The organism is Micromonospora sp. RTBAU3-60, assembly GCF_054963695.1.
In genome coordinates, this window is sequence record NZ_JBUEGB010000022.1 from 76,985 (window position 1) to 93,592 (window position 16,608).

Sequence of the window (16,608 nt, forward strand, 5' to 3'; positions counted from 1 at the left end):
TTGACCCGGGACGGCCGCCCCGCGGTCACGCGACAGGCGGCACGGGTTCGGGTGCGCCCCAGCCGTCCGGAACGGGCAGGCCGGCTTCCCGCCGGGCCAGGACGGCGGCGCCGACCTGTGCGGCCTGGGCGCCGAACGCGGAGCGCAGCACCGGGGGCGGGGTCCGCCAGGCGAGGGCCGCGCGCAGGGCGTCGCGTACCGGGTCGAAGAACAGCGCGCCGGCGTCGGCGAGCCCCCCACCGAGGACGATGCGGGCCGGGTCGAGGGTCAGGGTGAGGGTGGCCAGGGCGGTCCCGAGAGCCTGGGTGGCGTCGTCCCAGACGGTGCGGGCCACCGGATCGGTGGCCACCGCGTCGGCGATGGCCCGGCTGTCCAACCCTGGGGTTCCGCCGAGTCGGCCATAGCGGCGGGCCAGCCCGCCGGCGGAGGCGTACACCTCCAGGCATCCCCGCTGCCCGCAACTGCACGGCTCCCCGCCGGGGTAGACCGGCATGTGGCCGACCTCGCCGGCCGAGCCGGTCGCGCCCGGCACGGGCGCGCCGTGCACCACCACCGCCGCGGCGATGCCGGTGCCCAGCGGTAGCAGCAGGAAGTTGTCCAGTCCACCGGCCGCGCCGGCCACCGCCTCGGCGACGCCGGCCGCCCGGGCGTCGTGCCCGACCGCCACCGGCAGCCCGAGGTCGTCCCCGATGAGGGCGCGTAGCGGCACGTTGCGGAACCTGAGGTTGGCGGCGTACCGCACCACCCCGTTGATCTCGTCGACGAGGCCCGGTGTGACCACGCCGATCGCGGCGGGTGTGGTGCCGAGGGCGAGCGCGTCCTCGCGCAACTGGAGGCACAGGGACCGGACGGCCTTGACCGGGTCGTCGTCCGCTCGCGACGGCGCGGTCAGCGAGTGCCGGAACTGGCCGTCCTCGCCGACCACGACGCCCTTGATGGTTGTTCCGCCGACGTCGACGGCGAGGACGCACTGGCCTTCGGGTTGCGTCACGCGATCACCCGGTCACCACGGTGAGGTCCGCGGTGAAGTCGCGGTCCAGGGGAAACACCGGTCGCAGCACATTCTGGTACGGCAGCCGCGCGAGGTCCTGGTCGACGCCGCCCGGGGTCAGCGCGAGCAGCCAGTCGCCGGCCGCGTCGAACAGTTCGGGTTCGAGATAGCCGATCTTCACCACGACGAGGTCCATCTCGTCGACCGCGATGCCCAGCCGCGCGTAGGAGTCCAGCAGGCGGTACTGCATCCGGCGGGATGTGACGAGGACGCTGAGCCCGCCGACTCGTACGCTGACGCACCGTCCGCCGTCGGGATCGTCGGCGACCGCCTCCAGGATCCCGTCGAGTGCCAGCGGGCCCGGGTCGCGGGGGTCGATCCGTCCGCCGACGGTCACCCGGACCGGTGAGCCGAGCGGCTGGTCGGCGATCTGCGTGACGGCCTGCGGGTCGACGAGCGAGGCGAACACGGCACGGCGGGCGCCGTCGCGGATCTCGGGGCGGGCCAGCATCCGTTCGAGGGCGAAGGTGACGTCGTCGGCGCCGCCGGCGCCGGGGTTGTCGCCCGAATCGCTGATGAAGAACGGTCGCCGGGCCGGGTCGGTGACCGCGGCCAGGGCGGTGTCGAGGCACTCGTCCATGGAGCCGGTTGGGGCGACGAAGGCGAACTCGTCGCGGGCCGCCCAGAAGTGCCCGCCGAGGTCACGGGCAGCCTCGGTGGTGGCGGTGGCGTCGGTGCCGGTGACGACGACCGCGCCCCGGCAGCGGGGCTGGTCGGCCCAGGCGAAGCCGATCCAGATCGCCGCGTCGACGATGCCGTCCCGGGCCTCGACCTCGGGGATCCGCGCGTAGAGGCCCCGGGCCGGCTCCTCGCGGGTGCTGGTCATCTCGCCGGGCAGCAGGATCGGCACGTGGACCAGAGCCTTGTGCGGGCGCTGCTGTCGGCGCAGCGCCTCGATCAGGTTCCGGGCGGCGCGCTCACGGGTCTCCCACACGTCGATGTGCGGGGCGGTGCGATAGCAGGTGAGCAGGTCGCAGGCGTCGAAGAGCACCGGCGAGACGTTGCCGTGCAGGTCCATCGCCGCGGAGATGAACGGCTCCGGCCCGATCACGGACCGGATGGCGGTGACCAGGTCGCCCTCCGCGTCGTCACTTCCGACGACGGTCATCGCGCCGTGGATGTCCAGCAGCATGCCGTCCAGCGGACCGGCCGCAGCGAGCTTCTCCACCATCTCGGTGGCCCAGGCCTCGTACGTTACCCGGTCCACCGCCCCGCCGGGCAGGGCCCGGGCGTGCACGAGCGGGATCCACTCGACGTCAGCGGCCCAGGGCTGGGCGGGGGAGAGCCAGTCGTATCGCGCCAGCAGCGCATCGCCTCGGGTGACCTCGAAGTCGTCGGCGGTGCTGAGGTGGGGCGAGAAGGTGCTGGACTCGATGTGGATGCCGCCGATGGCGACGCGGAGGGGACGGGGCACGGGTGTTGCTCCTCAGGAGGGTCGTACGTCGGCCGTCGTGCGCAGCAGGTGCCCGAGGCCGACCAGGGCCGCGTCCGGGCCCGCTACGCTGGCTTCGATGGTCAGGGACTGGGTCATGGACGGTAGGCAGCGCTCGTAGAGCATTCCCCGGGTCGCGGCCACGTAGACGTCCAGGCTGGACAGCGCGCCGCCGATGACGACGGCGTCGGGGTTGAGGAAGTTGACCAGGCCGGAGAGCGCCACTCCGAGCAGCCGGCCGGCCTGGCGCACCATGGTCACCACGGTCGGGTCGGCGTCGCTGACCGCCGCCACGATGTCCCGGATCGTGGTCGCCGGTGAACCCTGCTCGGCCAGTTGGCGGGCCAGGGCGGCACCGCTGGCAACGGTCTCCAGGCAGCCGCGGCTGCCGCAGGAACAGTGCCGCTCGCCGCTGTCCGCCACGCGTACGTGGGTGACATCGCCGCTGAGGCCGCGGCCGCCGCGGAAGATCTGTCCGCCGCTGACCAGGCAGGCGCCGATGCCGGTGCCGGCCTTGACATAGATCATGTCGTCGGACTCCCGGCCCCGGGTGGCGTACTCGCCGATCGCCGCCGACTTGGCGTCGTTCTCGACGACCACCGGCACCTGGAAGCGTTCGGCGAGGTGGCCCTTCGCGTCGACGCCGCTCCAGCCGGGCATCCGGGCGGGGCCGACCAGCCGCCCGTCGGGGGACGCGACCGGGCCCGGTAGGGCGACGCCGACCCCGAGCAGCTCCTGGCCGGGTGCGGTCGCCGCCTGGAGCCGCGCGAACGTCGCCGCGACGACGTCGAACACCTCTTCGGGCCCGGCGGCGATGTCGATCGCCACTTCCTCGGTGGCGTGCAGCTCTCCGCCGGGCGCGCACAACCCCACCCGGGCGTGCCTGCCGCCCAGCTCTGCGACGGCGAGGACGCCCTTGGTCTCCCGCAGGCGCAGGATCCGGGGGCGCCGGCCTCCGGTGGACCGACCGACCCCCTCCTCCAGGATGACCCCCTCCTCCAGCAGCCGGCGTACCACGCTGGTGACGGTCGACGGGGCGACCTGCAACGCCTCGATGAGGTCGGCGCGCGAGGTGGCCGCACCGCTGGACAGCAGGCTGAGGGTCTGGTCGCGCAGAGTGGCGGAGATCGATGGTTCCAAGATGTCTCTCCTTGTTCGGGCGGTCCTCCGGCGGGGCCTCAGTCTGTCGCAGTTCCCGAGGCAGGGCGCTCCGGAGTCCACGCGAAGAGCATCGGAAGATGCTTCGCCGACTTAGATCGTACCCTGGCCGAAGTCAGCGAATAAAGAGGGTAAGTTTCGTTGACTCCGGACTTCGGCGCGGATACATTCTCCGCGTCGAACGTCGAGGAGCAGCACCAGGCGGCTGAACGAACGCCGGTAGCGCCCGGAGACGCGGGGCAGTGCACATCAATCGAGGAGATTCATGACGAGCAGATTTCCCCGGCGAGCCCTCCGCGGCGCGGTGGCGCTGGCCAGCGCGGTCGCCCTCGGGGCGGGCCTGGTCGCCTGCGGTGGCGGCAGCGGTTCATCGAAGAACGGCGGTAGTCAGGGCAAGGACACCGTGACCGTCGCCTTCCGTACCCCCAACTGGATCCTGCCGATCTCGGCACCCGGCTTCACGCAGGGCGAGAACGCCATCTTCGGCCAGGCGCTGTACCGGTCCCTCTACCAGTACAAGCTGGACGGCACCGCGCAGTACAACATCGACCCGCAGCGCTCGATGGCCGAGCCGCCGGTGGTGAGCGACGGCGGCAAGACGCTGACCATCACGCTGAAGGACAACACCTGGTCCGACGGCAAGCCCGTCACCACCAAGGACATCCAGTTCTGGTACGACCTGGTCACCGCGAACAAGGACAAGTGGGCGTCCTACCGGGCCGGCGGCCTGCCGGACAACATCGCGCAGTGGTCGGTCAAGGACGACAAGACCTTCTCGATCACCACCACGAAGGTCTACAACACCGCCTGGTTCGTGGACAACCAGCTCAACAAGATCACCCCGATGCCGGAGCACGTCTGGGACAAGGACTCCGCCACCGCGGCCGTGAGCAACCTGGCCAGCACGCCGGAGGGCGCGAAGAAGGTCTTCGACTTCCTCACCGCGGCCGCCAAGGACCCCAAGACGTACGACTCCAACGAGCTGTGGAAGGTCAACAGCGGCCCGTGGAAGCTGGACAAGTACGTACCGAACGGTGAGGTGACCCTCGCCGCCCAGCCGAACTACTCCGGCGTGGACAAGCCGAAGCTGAAGAAGATCGTGCTCCGGCCGTTCACCGGCGACGACGCCGAGTTCAACGTGCTGCGCGCCGGCGACATCGACTACGGGTACGTGCCGGCGGCCAACCTGTCCCAGGAGAGCTACCTCAAGTCCAAGAACTACACGGTCTCCCCGTGGTACGGCTGGTCGGTCACCTACCTGCAGCTGAACTTCAACAACCCGAAGACCGGGGTGCTGTTCAAGCAGCCGTACCTGCGGCAGTCGCTGCAGATGCTCATCGACCAGCCGACCATCAGCAAGGTGATCTGGTCCGGCACGGCCGCGCCGACCTGCGGCCCGGTGCCGGCCAAGCCGGGCACCAACGGCACCGACGCCGCCGGCTGCGCGTACTCCTTCGACCCGGCCAAGGCCAAGGAACTGCTGGAGAGCCACGGCTGGAAGGTGACCCCGGACGGGCAGACCACCTGCCAGTCGCCGGGCACCGGCCCGAACCAGTGCGGCGACGGCATCGCCGCCGGCGCGGCGCTGAACTTCACCGTGACCAGCCAGACCGGTTTCGCCGCCACGACCAAGATGTTCGCCGAGATCAAGTCGCAGATGGCCAAGCTCGGTATCCAGCTGACCATCAAGGAGGTGCCCGACTCGGTCGCGGTCACCCCGGCCTGCAAGCCGACGGAAGCCACCTGCTCGTGGGACATGTCCTTCTTCGGCTCGCAGGGCAGCTGGTACTACCCGGCGTTCGCCAGCGGCGAACGGCTCTTCGCCACCGGCGCCCCGGTCAACCTGGGCAGCTACAGCAACCCCGAGGCCGACAAGCTCATCGAGGCCACGCAGTTCTCCGGCGACGAGAGCGCGCTCAAGGCGTACAACGACTTCCTCGCCAAGGACCTGCCGGTGCTCTGGATGCCGAACCCGGTGTTCCAGGTCTCGGCGTACCGGTCCGGCCTGCAGGGCGTCGAGCCGCAGGACCCGATGAACTTCATGTACTTCCAGGACTGGTCCTGGAAGTGACCGATCACTGACCGTCCCGGCCCCGGCGGCGCCCACCGCGCCGCCGGGGCCCCGACCAGGGAGGAGGAACCGCCCAGGTGGTCCGGTACCTCATCACGCGCTTGGGCCAAGCCCTCATCGTCGTCGTGCTCGTCACGGTGATCGCGTTCCTCATCCTGCACCTGCTGCCCGGGGGCGCCGCACGCGCCACCCTCGGCAAGGAGGCGACGCTGGAGCAGTTGGCGGCGTTCAACCACGACATGGGCTACGACCGGCCCTGGATCCAGCAGTACGGCATGTACGTGCAGCGCCTGCTGCACGGCGACCTCGGCTACTCGTACCAGCTCAACCAGTCGGTCGTCGAGGCGATCAGCCAGCGGCTGCCGAAAACCATGGTGCTGTCGCTGCTGTCGACCCTGCTCGCCATCGTGCTGGCGATCCCGCTCGGGGTGATCCAGGCGGTACGCCGCAACCGCTGGCCCGACTACGCCATCACCTCACTGTCGCTGCTGGCGTACGCCACGCCCATCTTCTTCATGGGCCTCATGATGATCATCCTGTTCTCGCAGGTCTGGCCGATCCTGCCGCCGGAAGCGCCGCAAGGGTTCACAGTGGCGGAGGTGCTCGCCGATCCGGCCGGGCTGATCCTGCCCACGGTCACCCTCGCCATCGTCACCATCGCGGTCTACTCGCGGTACGTACGCTCCGCCATGGTCGACAACCTCAACGAGAACTACGTCCGCACCGCCCGCAGCAAAGGCCTCTCCGAGCGGCGGGTCGTGCTGCGGCACACCCTGCGCAACGGACTGTTCCCGGTCATCACGCTGCTCGGCATGTACCTGCCCGCGCTGTTCAGCGGGGCGCTGGTCGTCGAGTCGCTGTTCAACTTCCCCGGCATGGGGCAGCTGTTCTGGCAGGCGGCACTGAAGCGCGACTTCCCGATCCTGCTCGGGGTCACCGTCATCATCTCGATCGCGACGGTCATCGGCGCCCTCGTCGCCGACCTGCTCTACGCCGCCGTCGATCCCCGGGTCCGACTCCGCGGGAGCACGTCATGACCACACTCTCCGAGGCGGTCCGCCCAGGTGCCGCCCCCGACCAGCCGGCCGACGCGGCCGAGGCCCCGGTGCGCGGCCTCTGGCGGCAGGGGCTGATCGTCTTCTGCGAGAACCGGCTCGCCCTGGTCGGCCTGGGCCTGTTCGTCCTGCTGGCCGCGGTCTGCTTCCTCGGCCCGCTCTTCTACCACACCGACCAGGTGCACACGGACCTCACCGCCGTCCACCTGGCCCCGGGTGAGCAGGGGCATCCGCTCGGCACCGACGGGGTCGGCTACGACCAGCTGGGGCGGCTCATGCTCGGCGGTCAGACCTCGATCATCGTCGGGCTCGCCGCCGGGATCCTCGCCACCGCCCTGGGCACGCTCTGGGGCGCCGTCGCCGGGTTCGTCGGCGGATGGATGGACGCGGCGATGATGCGGGTCGTCGACGCGATGATGTCGATCCCGTCGCTGTTCCTGTTCATGCTGCTCGCCGCCATCGTCACCCCGAGCGTGCCGATGCTCATCCTCATCATCGGCGCCTTCGCCTGGCTGGGGCCGGCCCGGCTGGTCCGGGGCGAGGCACTGACCCTGCGTTCCCGCGAGTACGTCCAGGCCATGCGGGGCATGGGCGGCACCGGCGGCCGGGCGGTGCGCCGGCACATCGTGCCGAACGCCATCGGGACCGTGATCGTCAACGCGACCTTCCAGGTCGCCGACGCGATCCTCTACGTCGCGTACCTGTCCTTCCTCGGCCTCGGCGTCCCCCCGCCGGCGGCGAACTGGGGCGGGATGCTCTCCGACGGCCTCGCGGACACCTACAGCGGCCACTGGTGGCTGCTGTACCCGCCCGGAATCGCCATCATCCTCATCGTCCTCGCCTTCAACTTCATCGGCGACGGGCTGAGGGACGCCTTCGAGGTCCGCCTCCGGCGACGCTGAGCAGGAGCAGAAAATGAGCGAATCGACCGTTCGGAAGTCGCCGGCCGGGCAGCCGGCAGCGGTTCAGCCCTTGCTGGAACTGCGCGATCTCGACACCGACATCGCGCTGCGCCGCGGTACGGTGCACGCCCTCGACGGGGTCAGTCTCGAGGTCATGCCGGGGGAGACCCTCGGAGTCGTCGGCGAGTCGGGCAGCGGCAAGACGATGACGGCCCTGTCGATCATGGGTCTGCTGCCGCCCGGCGGCCGGGTCTCCGGCGGGCAGATCCTCTTCGAGGGCCGGGACCTGCGATCGTTGCCGGCCGACGAGGTACGCCGGACCCGTGGTGTCCGGATGGGCATGGTCTTCCAGGACCCGCTCACCTCGCTCAACCCGACCATGCGGATCGGGGTCCAGGTCGCCGAACCGCTGCGGGTGCACGAGCGAGTCGGCAGGGCGGAGGCCCGGGACCGGGCCATCGAGATCCTGCGCCGGGTCGGCATGCCGCGCCCGGAGCGGATCGTCGACAACTACCCGCACGAACTGTCCGGCGGGATGCGGCAACGCGTCGCCATCGCGATGGCGCTGGTCTGCTCCCCACGCCTGCTCATCGCCGACGAGCCGACCACGGCACTCGACGTCACCACGCAACGGCAGATCCTCGAACTCATCGACGACCTGCGGGAAGAGTTCGGGATGGCCGTCATCCTGGTCACCCATGACCTGGGAGTGATCGCCGGCCGCGCCGACCGGGTCGCCGTCATGTACGCCGGACGGGTGGTGGAGACCGCCGCGACCGAGCAGCTGTTCCGCTCGCCCCGGCACCGCTACACGGAGGCGTTGTTGGAAGCGCTCCCCGAGTCGGCGATCCGGGAGTCCGGCGCACACGCCCGGCTCTACAGCATCCCGGGACTGCCGCCGGACCTGTCCCGGCCCCTGACCGGCTGCCGGTTCGCGCCACGCTGCCGGCACGTCACCGACGAGTGCCGGACCACCGACGTGACCCTGTCGGCCGGCGGGCACCAGCACGCCTGTCTGCACCCGGTGCCCGCGGCGCCCGCCGCACCGGTCACCCTGCCGGCCCCGGTACGGCTCGAGCCGGCGCCGGAGCCGGCAGCCACGACGGCCGGAGCGGGCCAGCCGGCGGCGACGCCGGTCCTGTCGGTGCGGGAACTGGTCAAGAACTACGCGGCGCACGGCGGTGGGCTGCTGCGCCGGACCGCCGGACAAGTGAGCGCCGTGGCGGGTGTCTCGTTCGAGGTGGGCCCGGGGGAGACCTTCGGGCTGGTCGGCGAGTCCGGCTGCGGCAAGTCCACCGTGGGACGGCTGGCCGTCGGGCTGGAGCGGCCGACCGCCGGGCAGATCATGCTGGACGGCGTGGACATCGCCAGCCTGACCGGGCGGGAACGCCGCCGGATGCACCGGCAGGTCCAACTGATGTTCCAGGACAGCTACGCCGCGATGAACCCGCGGATGCGCGTCGACGCCATCCTCGCCGAACCGCTGGAGATCCAGAAGGTGGGCGACGGGACGGCCCGGCGGGCGCGGATCGCCACCCTCCTCGACCAGGTGGGACTGTCGCGGCGGGTCCTCGAGCGCTACCCCCACGAGTTCTCCGGCGGCCAGCTGCAGCGCATCGGGCTGGCCCGGTCGCTGGCCCTGCAACCCCGGCTGATCGTCGGGGACGAGCCGGTGAGCGCGTTGGACGTGTCGATCCAGGCGCAGGTCCTCAACCTCATGCGGGATCTGCAGCGTGAGCTTGGCCTGGCGTACGTCTTCATCAGCCACGACCTGTCCGTCGTCGACTACATGGCGGACCGGATCGGCGTCATGTACCTCGGCAAGCTCGTCGAGGTCGGTCCCGCCCGGGACGTGGTCCGGGCCGCTCGGCACCCGTACACGCAGGCGCTCATCGACGCCGTCCCCTCCGTCACGCCGAACGCCACGGCCGCGCGCGACGGCGTCACCATCCGGGGTGAGCTGCCCAGCGCGGTGAACCCGCCCACCGGGTGCCGGTTCCGGACCCGCTGCCCCCTGGCGCAGGAGATCTGCGAGACGGAGCCGCCGCTGGCCGGCGACGCGCACCAGGTGGCCTGCCACTTCCCGCTGCGCCCGGAGTCGAGCGAGCCGTCGGCGCGGGCCGGGGCGGCCGCATGACCGAGCGAAGCGAGGTCATCAACAGACTCAGCCCCACCGGTCAGGCCGACGACGAGCGAAGCGAGGAGGCGGCATGACCACGGTGGAGATCTGCGTGAGTGACGTGCCGACCGCGCTGGTGGCCGAGACGGCCGGGGCCGACCGGGTGGAACTCTGCGCCGATCTCGGGCAGGGCGGCACCACCCCCAGCCTGGGGACCGTCGAGGTCGCCCTGCGGACGTTGCGCAGGGTGGGGGTACGGGTCATGGTCCGTCCCCGGGGCGGCGACTTCCGGGTGAGCGAGGTCGAGGAGCAGGTCATGCTCGCCGACATCGAGGCCATCCGCGGCCTGCCCAATCCGCACGGTCTCGCGGTCGGGGTGGTGGTCGGTGCGGTCACCGCCGACGGTGGCCTCGACCTGACGGTGCTGCGGCGCCTGCTCGAGGCGGCGGGGCCGCTGCCGGTGACCGTGCACAAGGCCTTCGACGAGGTCGGCGACCAGCTGAAGGCGATCGAGGAGATCATCGACCTCGGGGCCGACGCGGTGCTCACCTCGGGCGGGGCGCCCACCGCGCTGGCCGGCGCCGCGCGGATCGCCGCACTGCGGCAGCGGGCCGGCGACCGGTTGCGGGTGATCGCCGGCGGCGGCATCCGATCGCACAACGTCCGGCAGGTGCTCGCGGAGACCGGGGCGCGGGAGGTGCACCTGCGGGCACCGGTGCGGCGCGACGGACGCGAGGCCACGGACGGCGACGAGGTACGCCGGGTCGTCGCCGCCACGCGTGCCCGTTGACGGGTCTGCCCAGCGGAGTGGCCGACCCCGGGCCAGCGGCCCATGGCGGCGCGGCGACCACGAGTTGACCGGCCAGGGGTGCGGTCATCGGTCCTTCGTGCCGGGCGGCGGGTGCCGTGCGCTCCGCCCGGCCGCCGGGGCGGCCGAGCGGAGCCGGTGCGGGGACCTCGGTCAGCCGAGGGTGGCGGTGTCGATGACGAACCGGTAGCGGACGTCGGAGGCGAGCACCCGCTCGTAGGCGTCGTTGATCTTGTCGGCGGAGATGAGTTCGATGTCGGCGCCGATGTGGTGTTCGGCGCAGAAGTCGAGCATCTCCTGAGTCTCGCGGATGCCCCCGATCATCGAGCCGGCGTAGGAGCGTCGAGCGCCGATCAGGGAGAAGACGTTGAGGGTCAGCGGCTCGGCCGGGGCGCCGACGTTGACGAGCGTGCCGTCGACCGCGAGCAGGCCGAGGTAGGCGTCGACGTCGATGTGCGCGCTGACCGTGTTGATGATCAGGTCGAACCGGCCGGCGAGCTGCTCGAAGGTGTCCGGGTCGCTGGTGGCGTGGTAGTGGTCGGCGCCCAGGCGGAGTCCGTCCTCCTGCTTCTTCAGCGACTGGGACAGCACGGTCACCTCGGCGCCCAGGGCGTGGGCGATCTTGACCGCCAGGTGCCCCAGCCCGCCGAGGCCGACGACGGCGACCTTCTTGCCGGGGCCGGCGCCCCAGCGGCGCAGCGGTGAGTAGGTGGTGATGCCCGCACACAGCAGCGGCGCGGCGGCCGCGAGGTCGATCCCCTCCGGCACCGACAGGACGAAGTCGGCATCGACCACGACGTGGGTGGCGTAGCCGCCCTGGGTGACGGTGCCGTCCCGGTCGACGCCTCCGTAGGTGGGCACCATGCCGTTGAGGCAGTACTGCTCGTCGCCGTTGCGGCAGTTCACGCAGTCCCGGCAGGCGTTCACCATGCAGCCGACCCCGACCCGGTCGCCGACCTGGTGCCGGGTGACCTCGGAGCCGACCTCGGTGACGATGCCGACGATCTCGTGGCCGGGCACCAGCGGGTAGGGCTGGGGTCCCCAGTCACCGCGGACGGTGTGGATGTCGGAGTGGCAGATGCCCGCGTACTTGATGTCGATGAGCACGTCGTTGGGGCCGACCTCGCGCCGCTCGATGAGCGTGGGGGCCAGCGGCTCGGACGGGCCGGGTGCTGCGTAGGCGTGAACACGCACGAGGTGTTGCTCCTGTTCTTCGTGGTCGAGCAGGTGGGTGTGTGAGCCGTCGGAACGGCGGTACCGCCATCCAGGGAACCTCGTCGGCGAACGGCCGGGGAGTCTCTGACGAAAGGTGTACTGGCAGAGCACCCCACAGCGAGCCGTGAGAGGTATGGGACAGGGGATCCGACCGAGCTGCCAGGGCAGCTCGGCCGGTGGGTGGATCACTCCGTGAAGGCGTTTTGTGCGTCGGCGTCCGTTTCCTGGGAGGCGGCCCAGGAGGCGAGCAGGCGTAGTGCGTCCTCGGAGGGGGAGTTGGGTTCGGCGGTGTAGATGGTGAGGGTGAGGCCGGGTTCGGCGACCATTTCCAGCGCTTCGTAGGCGAGGGTCAGGTCGCCGACGATGTGGTGGCGGAAGTTCTTGGCGCCGGTGCCGTGGTGTCGGACGTTGTGGGCTCCCCAGCGTTTCCGGAACTCGTCGCTGCAGGTGGAGAGTTCACCCACGAGGTCGTGGAGGTCCTTGTCGTGGGGGTCGCGGCCGGCTTCCGTGCGGAGAATGGCGACGCAGATGTCGGCGGCGACGTCCCATTCCGGGTAGAAGCGGTGCGCTTTCTCGTCGAGGAAGGTGTGCCGTGCGATGTTGGCGGGGCGCTGTGGCTGGGCGTACACCTCGGCGTAGAACGCTCGGGCGAGCCGGTTCGCGGCGAGCAGGTCCATGCGGCCGTTGCGCACGAACGCGAGGCCTTGGGTGACGGCGTCGAGGGCCCATTGCAGGCTGGGGCGCACCGACCATTGCCGCGCGGTGCGCCGGCGAGGCCGCATGAGGGCGCTGCTGCCTTCCGCGGCGCGGGCGAGGTCGAACAGGTGGGCCCGTTCTGCGTCGTCGAGTTGGAGCGCTCGTGCGATGGCGTTCAGCACACTCGGCGACACTCCGGCGAGGGAGCCTCGTTCGAGTTTCGAGTAGTACTCGATGCTCACGCCGGCCAGTAACGCGACTTCGCTGCGGCGCAGGCCCGGTACCCGCCGGTTCGTGCCGGCGGGCAGGCCCGCCTGCTCCGGGCTGATCTTGGCGCGCCGCGAGACGAGGAACTCGCGGACCTCCGTGCGGTTGTCCACGTCTCCGACGGTACGTGTCACGGCTGGCCGATGGGGTGCCCTGTCAGTACACCTTCCAGGAGAAACTCCCTGAACGGGCGCTGTCGCGGTTTGCTGGACGGCGAGGAACGCGCCGCCGCGTCCGGTGCGAATGACTCTCGTCGTCGAAGACGGGAAGCGGGCCCGGATGGCGGCATCATCCCGGCTTGCCCGGGTAGGCCGGAGAGGATAACAGGCCGGATCGCGGCCGGGCTTTCGGAAAGGAAGAACCTATGCGTGGTGTCGTCATGCACGCCCCCGGCGACGTCCGGGTGGAAACGCGGGAGGATCCCCGGATCCTGCTCCCGACCGACGCGATCATTCGCCTGTCCGCGACCTGTGTCTGCGGTTCGGACCTGTGGCCGTACCGGGGCATCGAAGCGGTCAAGGGGCCGTCCCCGATGGGCCACGAGTACGTCGGCGTCGTCCAGGAGGTCGGCAGCGAGGTCAGGAACATCAAGCCGGGCCAGTTCGTCATCGGCTCGTTCTTCGCCTCCGACAACACCTGCGTCATCTGCCAGGCCGGCTACCAGTCCTCGTGCATCCACCGGGAACTCGTCGGTGGGCTCGGCGCCCAGGCCGAGTACCTACGCGTACCCCTGGCCGACGGCACCCTGGTCGCCACGCCCGACACTCCCTCGGACGACCTGATCCCGAGCTTCCTCGCCGCCTCCGACGTGCTCGGCACCGGCTGGTTCGGCGCGGTGGCCGCCGAGGTCGGCCCGGGCAAGACCGTCGCGGTGGTCGGTGACGGGGCGGTCGGGTTGCTCGCCGTGCTGGCGGCCAAGCAGCTCGGCGCGGAACGCATCATCGCGATGAGCCGGCACGAGCCGCGCCAGAAGCTCGCGGCGCAGTACGGCGCGACCCATATCGTCACCGAGCGCGGCGATGACGGCGTGGCGCGGATCAAGGACCTCACCGACGGCCTCGGGGCGCACTCGGTCATCGAGGCGGTCGGCACCCAGGAGTCGATGATGCAGTCCATCCGCGCCACCCGTCCCGGCGGCCACGTCGGCTACGTCGGCGTCGCCCACGGAGTCGAACTGCCCGGCGAGGAGTTGTTCTTCTCCCACGTGCACCTGCACGGCGGCCCCGCACCGGTACGCCGGTTCCTGCCCGAGCTGATCGATCTGATCTGGAGCCGGCAGATCGACCCCGGCAAGGTCTTCGACCTCACCCTCCCCCTTGAGCAGGCCGCCGAGGGGTACCAGGCCATGGATGAGCGTCGCGCCATCAAGGTCCTCCTCAATCCCTGACGACGTGCGCCGCGCGGAGCGGGTGGCCGCCCTGGCGGCGCACACGCGGCTGAACGACCTGGAACCCGGAAGGAACCAGTAATGGGCACGACGGCTGACGGCAGCTTCGGTCACGCCCTGGTTGTCGACGGCGGCCAGACCGCCTGATTCCACACAGGAGGAAATCTTGGAGATTCTGACCAGGCAGCCGTCGGTCAAGGGGCCGGCCGAGTGGTTCACCGGGGACGTCTGGTTCGACCAGATCGTTCCGATGACCGGGCCGTCCATCGGCCGGTGCAACGCCGTGCACTTCGCCCCCGGCGCGCGCACCGCATGGCATCGGCACGCCAACGGGCAGGTGCTGCACGTCACCGAGGGCGTTGGGCTGACCCAGTCGCGCGGCGGCGAGGTCGTCGTCATCCGCCCGGGCGACACCGTCTGGTGTCCGCCCGGCGAGTGGCACTGGCACGGTGCCGCCCCTGAACAATTCATGACCCACCTGGCCATCTGGGACGGCCTCATCCCAGGGCAGGACGGGCCGGAAACGCAGTGGGGCGAGCACGTGACCGACGACGAGTACCGCCGGCAGCCCGCGTGACCACCTGCCGCCGGCCGCGTCGTCCCGCGGCCGGCGGCCCGTCTATCGACCATCAGGAGGAAGACGGACATGTCCGAGACCACTCAGCAGAGCTCCGCCCGGAAGATGCTCGGCACCTTCGCGCCGAAGCTCGTCTCCCTCACCGACGACGTGCTCTTCGCCGACGTCTGGGAACGCGCCGACCTCGCGCCTCGCGACCGCAGCCTGATCACCATCGCGGCCCTGGTCGCCGGGGGCAACACCGAGCAGTTGCCGTTCCACCTCAACCTCGGCAAGCAGAACGGCCTCACGCAGGCCGAGATCGTCGAGGCCATCACCCACCTGGCGTTCTACACCGGGTGGCCCCGGGCCATGTCCGCCATCGCAGTGGCCAAGCAGACCTTCGAGGGCTGACCGTAGCGCCAGCCAGCGGTGTGCCGTCCAGCGTGGTCGACGTCCCCGAAGGTGCGCCGGGTGCCGTCTCCGCCACCCTCCTGTCATCGTGCGCGGGACAAGGAAGCGACGGTGCCCCGGTGACACGTGCCTGGTTCACCTGGCCGACTGTGCCGGGATTCTGACCTCCGGATCGGCGCGGAGCACGTCGACGGCCAGGGCTCGCACCGCGGCTTCGTCCACGTCGACGCCCAGGCCGGGTCCGGTGGGCACCGCGGCGACCCCGTCGCATACCTCGACCGTGTGCCCTCCCGTATAGGTGGACTCGATGAACTGTCGGCCGTTGAGGTCGACCGGCGTGTCGATGCCGAATGCCGAGAACAGATGCAGCGACGCGGCGAAGCCGAGGTCGGAGTCGGTGAGGCCGGAGCCCATCAGCCGCACCCCGCTGTCCTCGGCGAGGGCGCACATCCGCCGGGAGAGCGCGAGGCCACCGCTGCGCTGGACCTTGGCGATCGCGACATCGACCGCATCCAGGCGTACGAAGGTGGCGAGGTCGCTGGGGTGCCGCAGGCTCTCGTCGAGCGCGACCGGCACGGGGGAGTGCTCCCGCAGCCGCCGTAGGCCGGTGATCTGGTTGGCCGGCAACGGCTGCTCGAAGGCGGTGACGTCGAGTTCGGCGAGCCGGCGGGCCACCTGTAGTGCCTGGTCGACCTGGTACGCCTGGTTGGCGTCCACCCAGATCGCCGCGTTCGGCGCCGCTCGGCGTACCGCCTCGACGAACGCGATGTCCTGCTCGATCCCGGCCAGCCCGATCTTGACCTTGAAAGCGGTGTATCCGAGGGCGTGGCCCTCCGTGACGCTGTCGGCGACCGCCTCAGGGGTCTTGGCGGAAATGATCCAGCCCAGTGGGATCCGTTCGGCGCGACGTTGCCCCCAGAGCGCTCCGAGCGGGACGCCGACCGCCCGTCCGATGAGGTCGTGCAGGGCGATGTCGAGGGCCGACTTCGCGATCGGCGCACCGATCGTGAAGCCGCGGTTGATGACCCGGTCGAACGTGGCCGTTATCGCGTCGAGGTTCCACGCCGGGACGCCGAGGACCGCGGGCGCCAGGTAGCGGTCGAGCGTGGTGACGATGCTCTCGGTGGTTTCGTAGGTCCAGGACGGTGTCGGAGTGGCTTCGCCCCAGCCGACGACGCCGCCCGCGGTCACCTTCACCAGCACCCGCCGGCTGGGCTGCCCGACCGTCGCGACGGTCCCCCCGGCGATCTCGAACGAACGGATCGTCGGGAGTTCGACCACAAAGGTCTCCACCCGCTCCACGACGAGACCGTCCAGTGCCCCGGCGTGCTCGGGCCCATGAGTTGGCATGCCGTACCCCACCTCTTCCGTGGCATCTATTTAGGAATGAATTCATTCCTTGCAATCGCTGGTATCCGGAAGCTTACCGCCCGAACGAGCGGCGTAAAGCAGGGAAAATTCTTGTCGGGAGAGGATT

Annotated in this window: 14 protein-coding genes; 8 read left to right on the forward strand and 6 right to left on the reverse strand. The window is 70.7% G+C overall.

The annotated features are described in order from the left end of the window. Positions 1–25: 25 nt before the first annotated feature. From ACY34I_RS21905 to ACY34I_RS21915, 3 genes are read right to left on the reverse strand one after another with little or no spacing between them, the layout of a single operon-like run. Positions 26–991 (reverse strand): ROK family protein, encoded by a 966-nt coding sequence (locus ACY34I_RS21905; RefSeq protein WP_462756942.1) that lies wholly within the window; start codon positions 989–991, stop codon positions 26–28. Between the two features lie 4 nt (positions 992–995). After that, entirely contained in the window at positions 996–2,465 is a 1,470-nt protein-coding gene (locus ACY34I_RS21910; RefSeq protein ID WP_462756943.1) for a M81 family metallopeptidase, read from the reverse strand. A gap of 12 nt (positions 2,466–2,477) precedes the next feature. After that, positions 2,478–3,623: an ROK family transcriptional regulator gene (locus ACY34I_RS21915; RefSeq protein WP_462756944.1), complete on the reverse strand. Its 1,146-nt coding sequence runs from the start codon at positions 3,621–3,623 to the stop codon at positions 2,478–2,480. A 283-nt stretch (positions 3,624–3,906) separates the two neighbouring features. Here ACY34I_RS21915 and ACY34I_RS21920 point away from each other — a divergent pair, with 283 nt between their 5' ends. The 5 genes from ACY34I_RS21920 to ACY34I_RS21940 all read left to right on the forward strand — a co-directional run bounded on the left by ACY34I_RS21920 (position 3,907) and on the right by ACY34I_RS21940 (position 10,578). Continuing rightward, on the forward strand, positions 3,907–5,712 hold the full coding sequence (locus tag ACY34I_RS21920) for a peptide ABC transporter substrate-binding protein (RefSeq protein ID WP_148799034.1): 1,806 nt from the start codon (positions 3,907–3,909) through the stop codon (positions 5,710–5,712). A gap of 77 nt (positions 5,713–5,789) precedes the next feature. Continuing rightward, positions 5,790–6,749 (forward strand): ABC transporter permease, encoded by a 960-nt coding sequence (locus tag ACY34I_RS21925; RefSeq protein ID WP_462756945.1) that lies wholly within the window; start codon positions 5,790–5,792, stop codon positions 6,747–6,749. Continuing rightward, positions 6,746–7,669 carry an ABC transporter permease gene (locus tag ACY34I_RS21930; protein WP_462756946.1) on the forward strand — a complete coding sequence of 308 codons (924 nt, stop codon included), beginning with the start codon at positions 6,746–6,748 and terminating at the stop codon, positions 7,667–7,669. Before ACY34I_RS21925 ends, ACY34I_RS21930 begins: the two co-directional genes overlap by 4 nt. A gap of 13 nt (positions 7,670–7,682) precedes the next feature. After that, a complete protein-coding gene (locus ACY34I_RS21935; RefSeq protein WP_462756947.1) occupies positions 7,683–9,806 on the forward strand; it encodes an ABC transporter ATP-binding protein in 2,124 nt (707 codons plus the stop codon). Between the two features lie 73 nt (positions 9,807–9,879). Then, the gene (locus ACY34I_RS21940) at positions 9,880–10,578 is read left to right on the forward strand and encodes a copper homeostasis protein CutC (protein ID WP_462756948.1); all 699 of its coding nucleotides are present in this window, start codon (positions 9,880–9,882) and stop codon (positions 10,576–10,578) included. A gap of 171 nt (positions 10,579–10,749) precedes the next feature. Here the strand turns inward: ACY34I_RS21940 and ACY34I_RS21945 are convergent, their stop codons facing one another. Next, complete coding sequence (locus ACY34I_RS21945; protein WP_462756949.1) at positions 10,750–11,790, reverse strand: NAD(P)-dependent alcohol dehydrogenase; 1,041 nt, start codon at positions 11,788–11,790, stop codon at positions 10,750–10,752. A 206-nt stretch (positions 11,791–11,996) separates the two neighbouring features. Continuing rightward, positions 11,997–12,887, reverse strand: coding sequence for a helix-turn-helix domain-containing protein (locus tag ACY34I_RS21950; protein ID WP_462756950.1), 891 nt, complete (start codon positions 12,885–12,887; stop codon positions 11,997–11,999). Positions 12,888–13,138: 251 nt separating this feature from the next. On the opposite strand from ACY34I_RS21950, the gene ACY34I_RS21955 reads away from it, so the two are divergent. The 3 genes from ACY34I_RS21955 (at position 13,139) to ACY34I_RS21965 (ending at position 15,131) form a co-directional block, all read left to right on the forward strand. Then, complete coding sequence (locus ACY34I_RS21955) at positions 13,139–14,161, forward strand: zinc-dependent alcohol dehydrogenase family protein (protein WP_462756951.1); 1,023 nt, start codon at positions 13,139–13,141, stop codon at positions 14,159–14,161. 166 nt (positions 14,162–14,327) lie between these two features. Next, on the forward strand, positions 14,328–14,738 hold the full coding sequence (locus ACY34I_RS21960) for a (R)-mandelonitrile lyase (protein ID WP_462756952.1): 411 nt from the start codon (positions 14,328–14,330) through the stop codon (positions 14,736–14,738). Positions 14,739–14,807: 69 nt separating this feature from the next. After that, positions 14,808–15,131: a carboxymuconolactone decarboxylase family protein gene (locus tag ACY34I_RS21965; protein WP_148799051.1), complete on the forward strand. Its 324-nt coding sequence runs from the start codon at positions 14,808–14,810 to the stop codon at positions 15,129–15,131. A gap of 135 nt (positions 15,132–15,266) precedes the next feature. Here ACY34I_RS21965 and ACY34I_RS21970 read toward each other — a convergent pair whose 3' ends face one another. Next, entirely contained in the window at positions 15,267–16,481 is a 1,215-nt protein-coding gene (locus tag ACY34I_RS21970; protein ID WP_462756953.1) for a mandelate racemase/muconate lactonizing enzyme family protein, read from the reverse strand. Positions 16,482–16,608 lie beyond the last annotated feature (127 nt).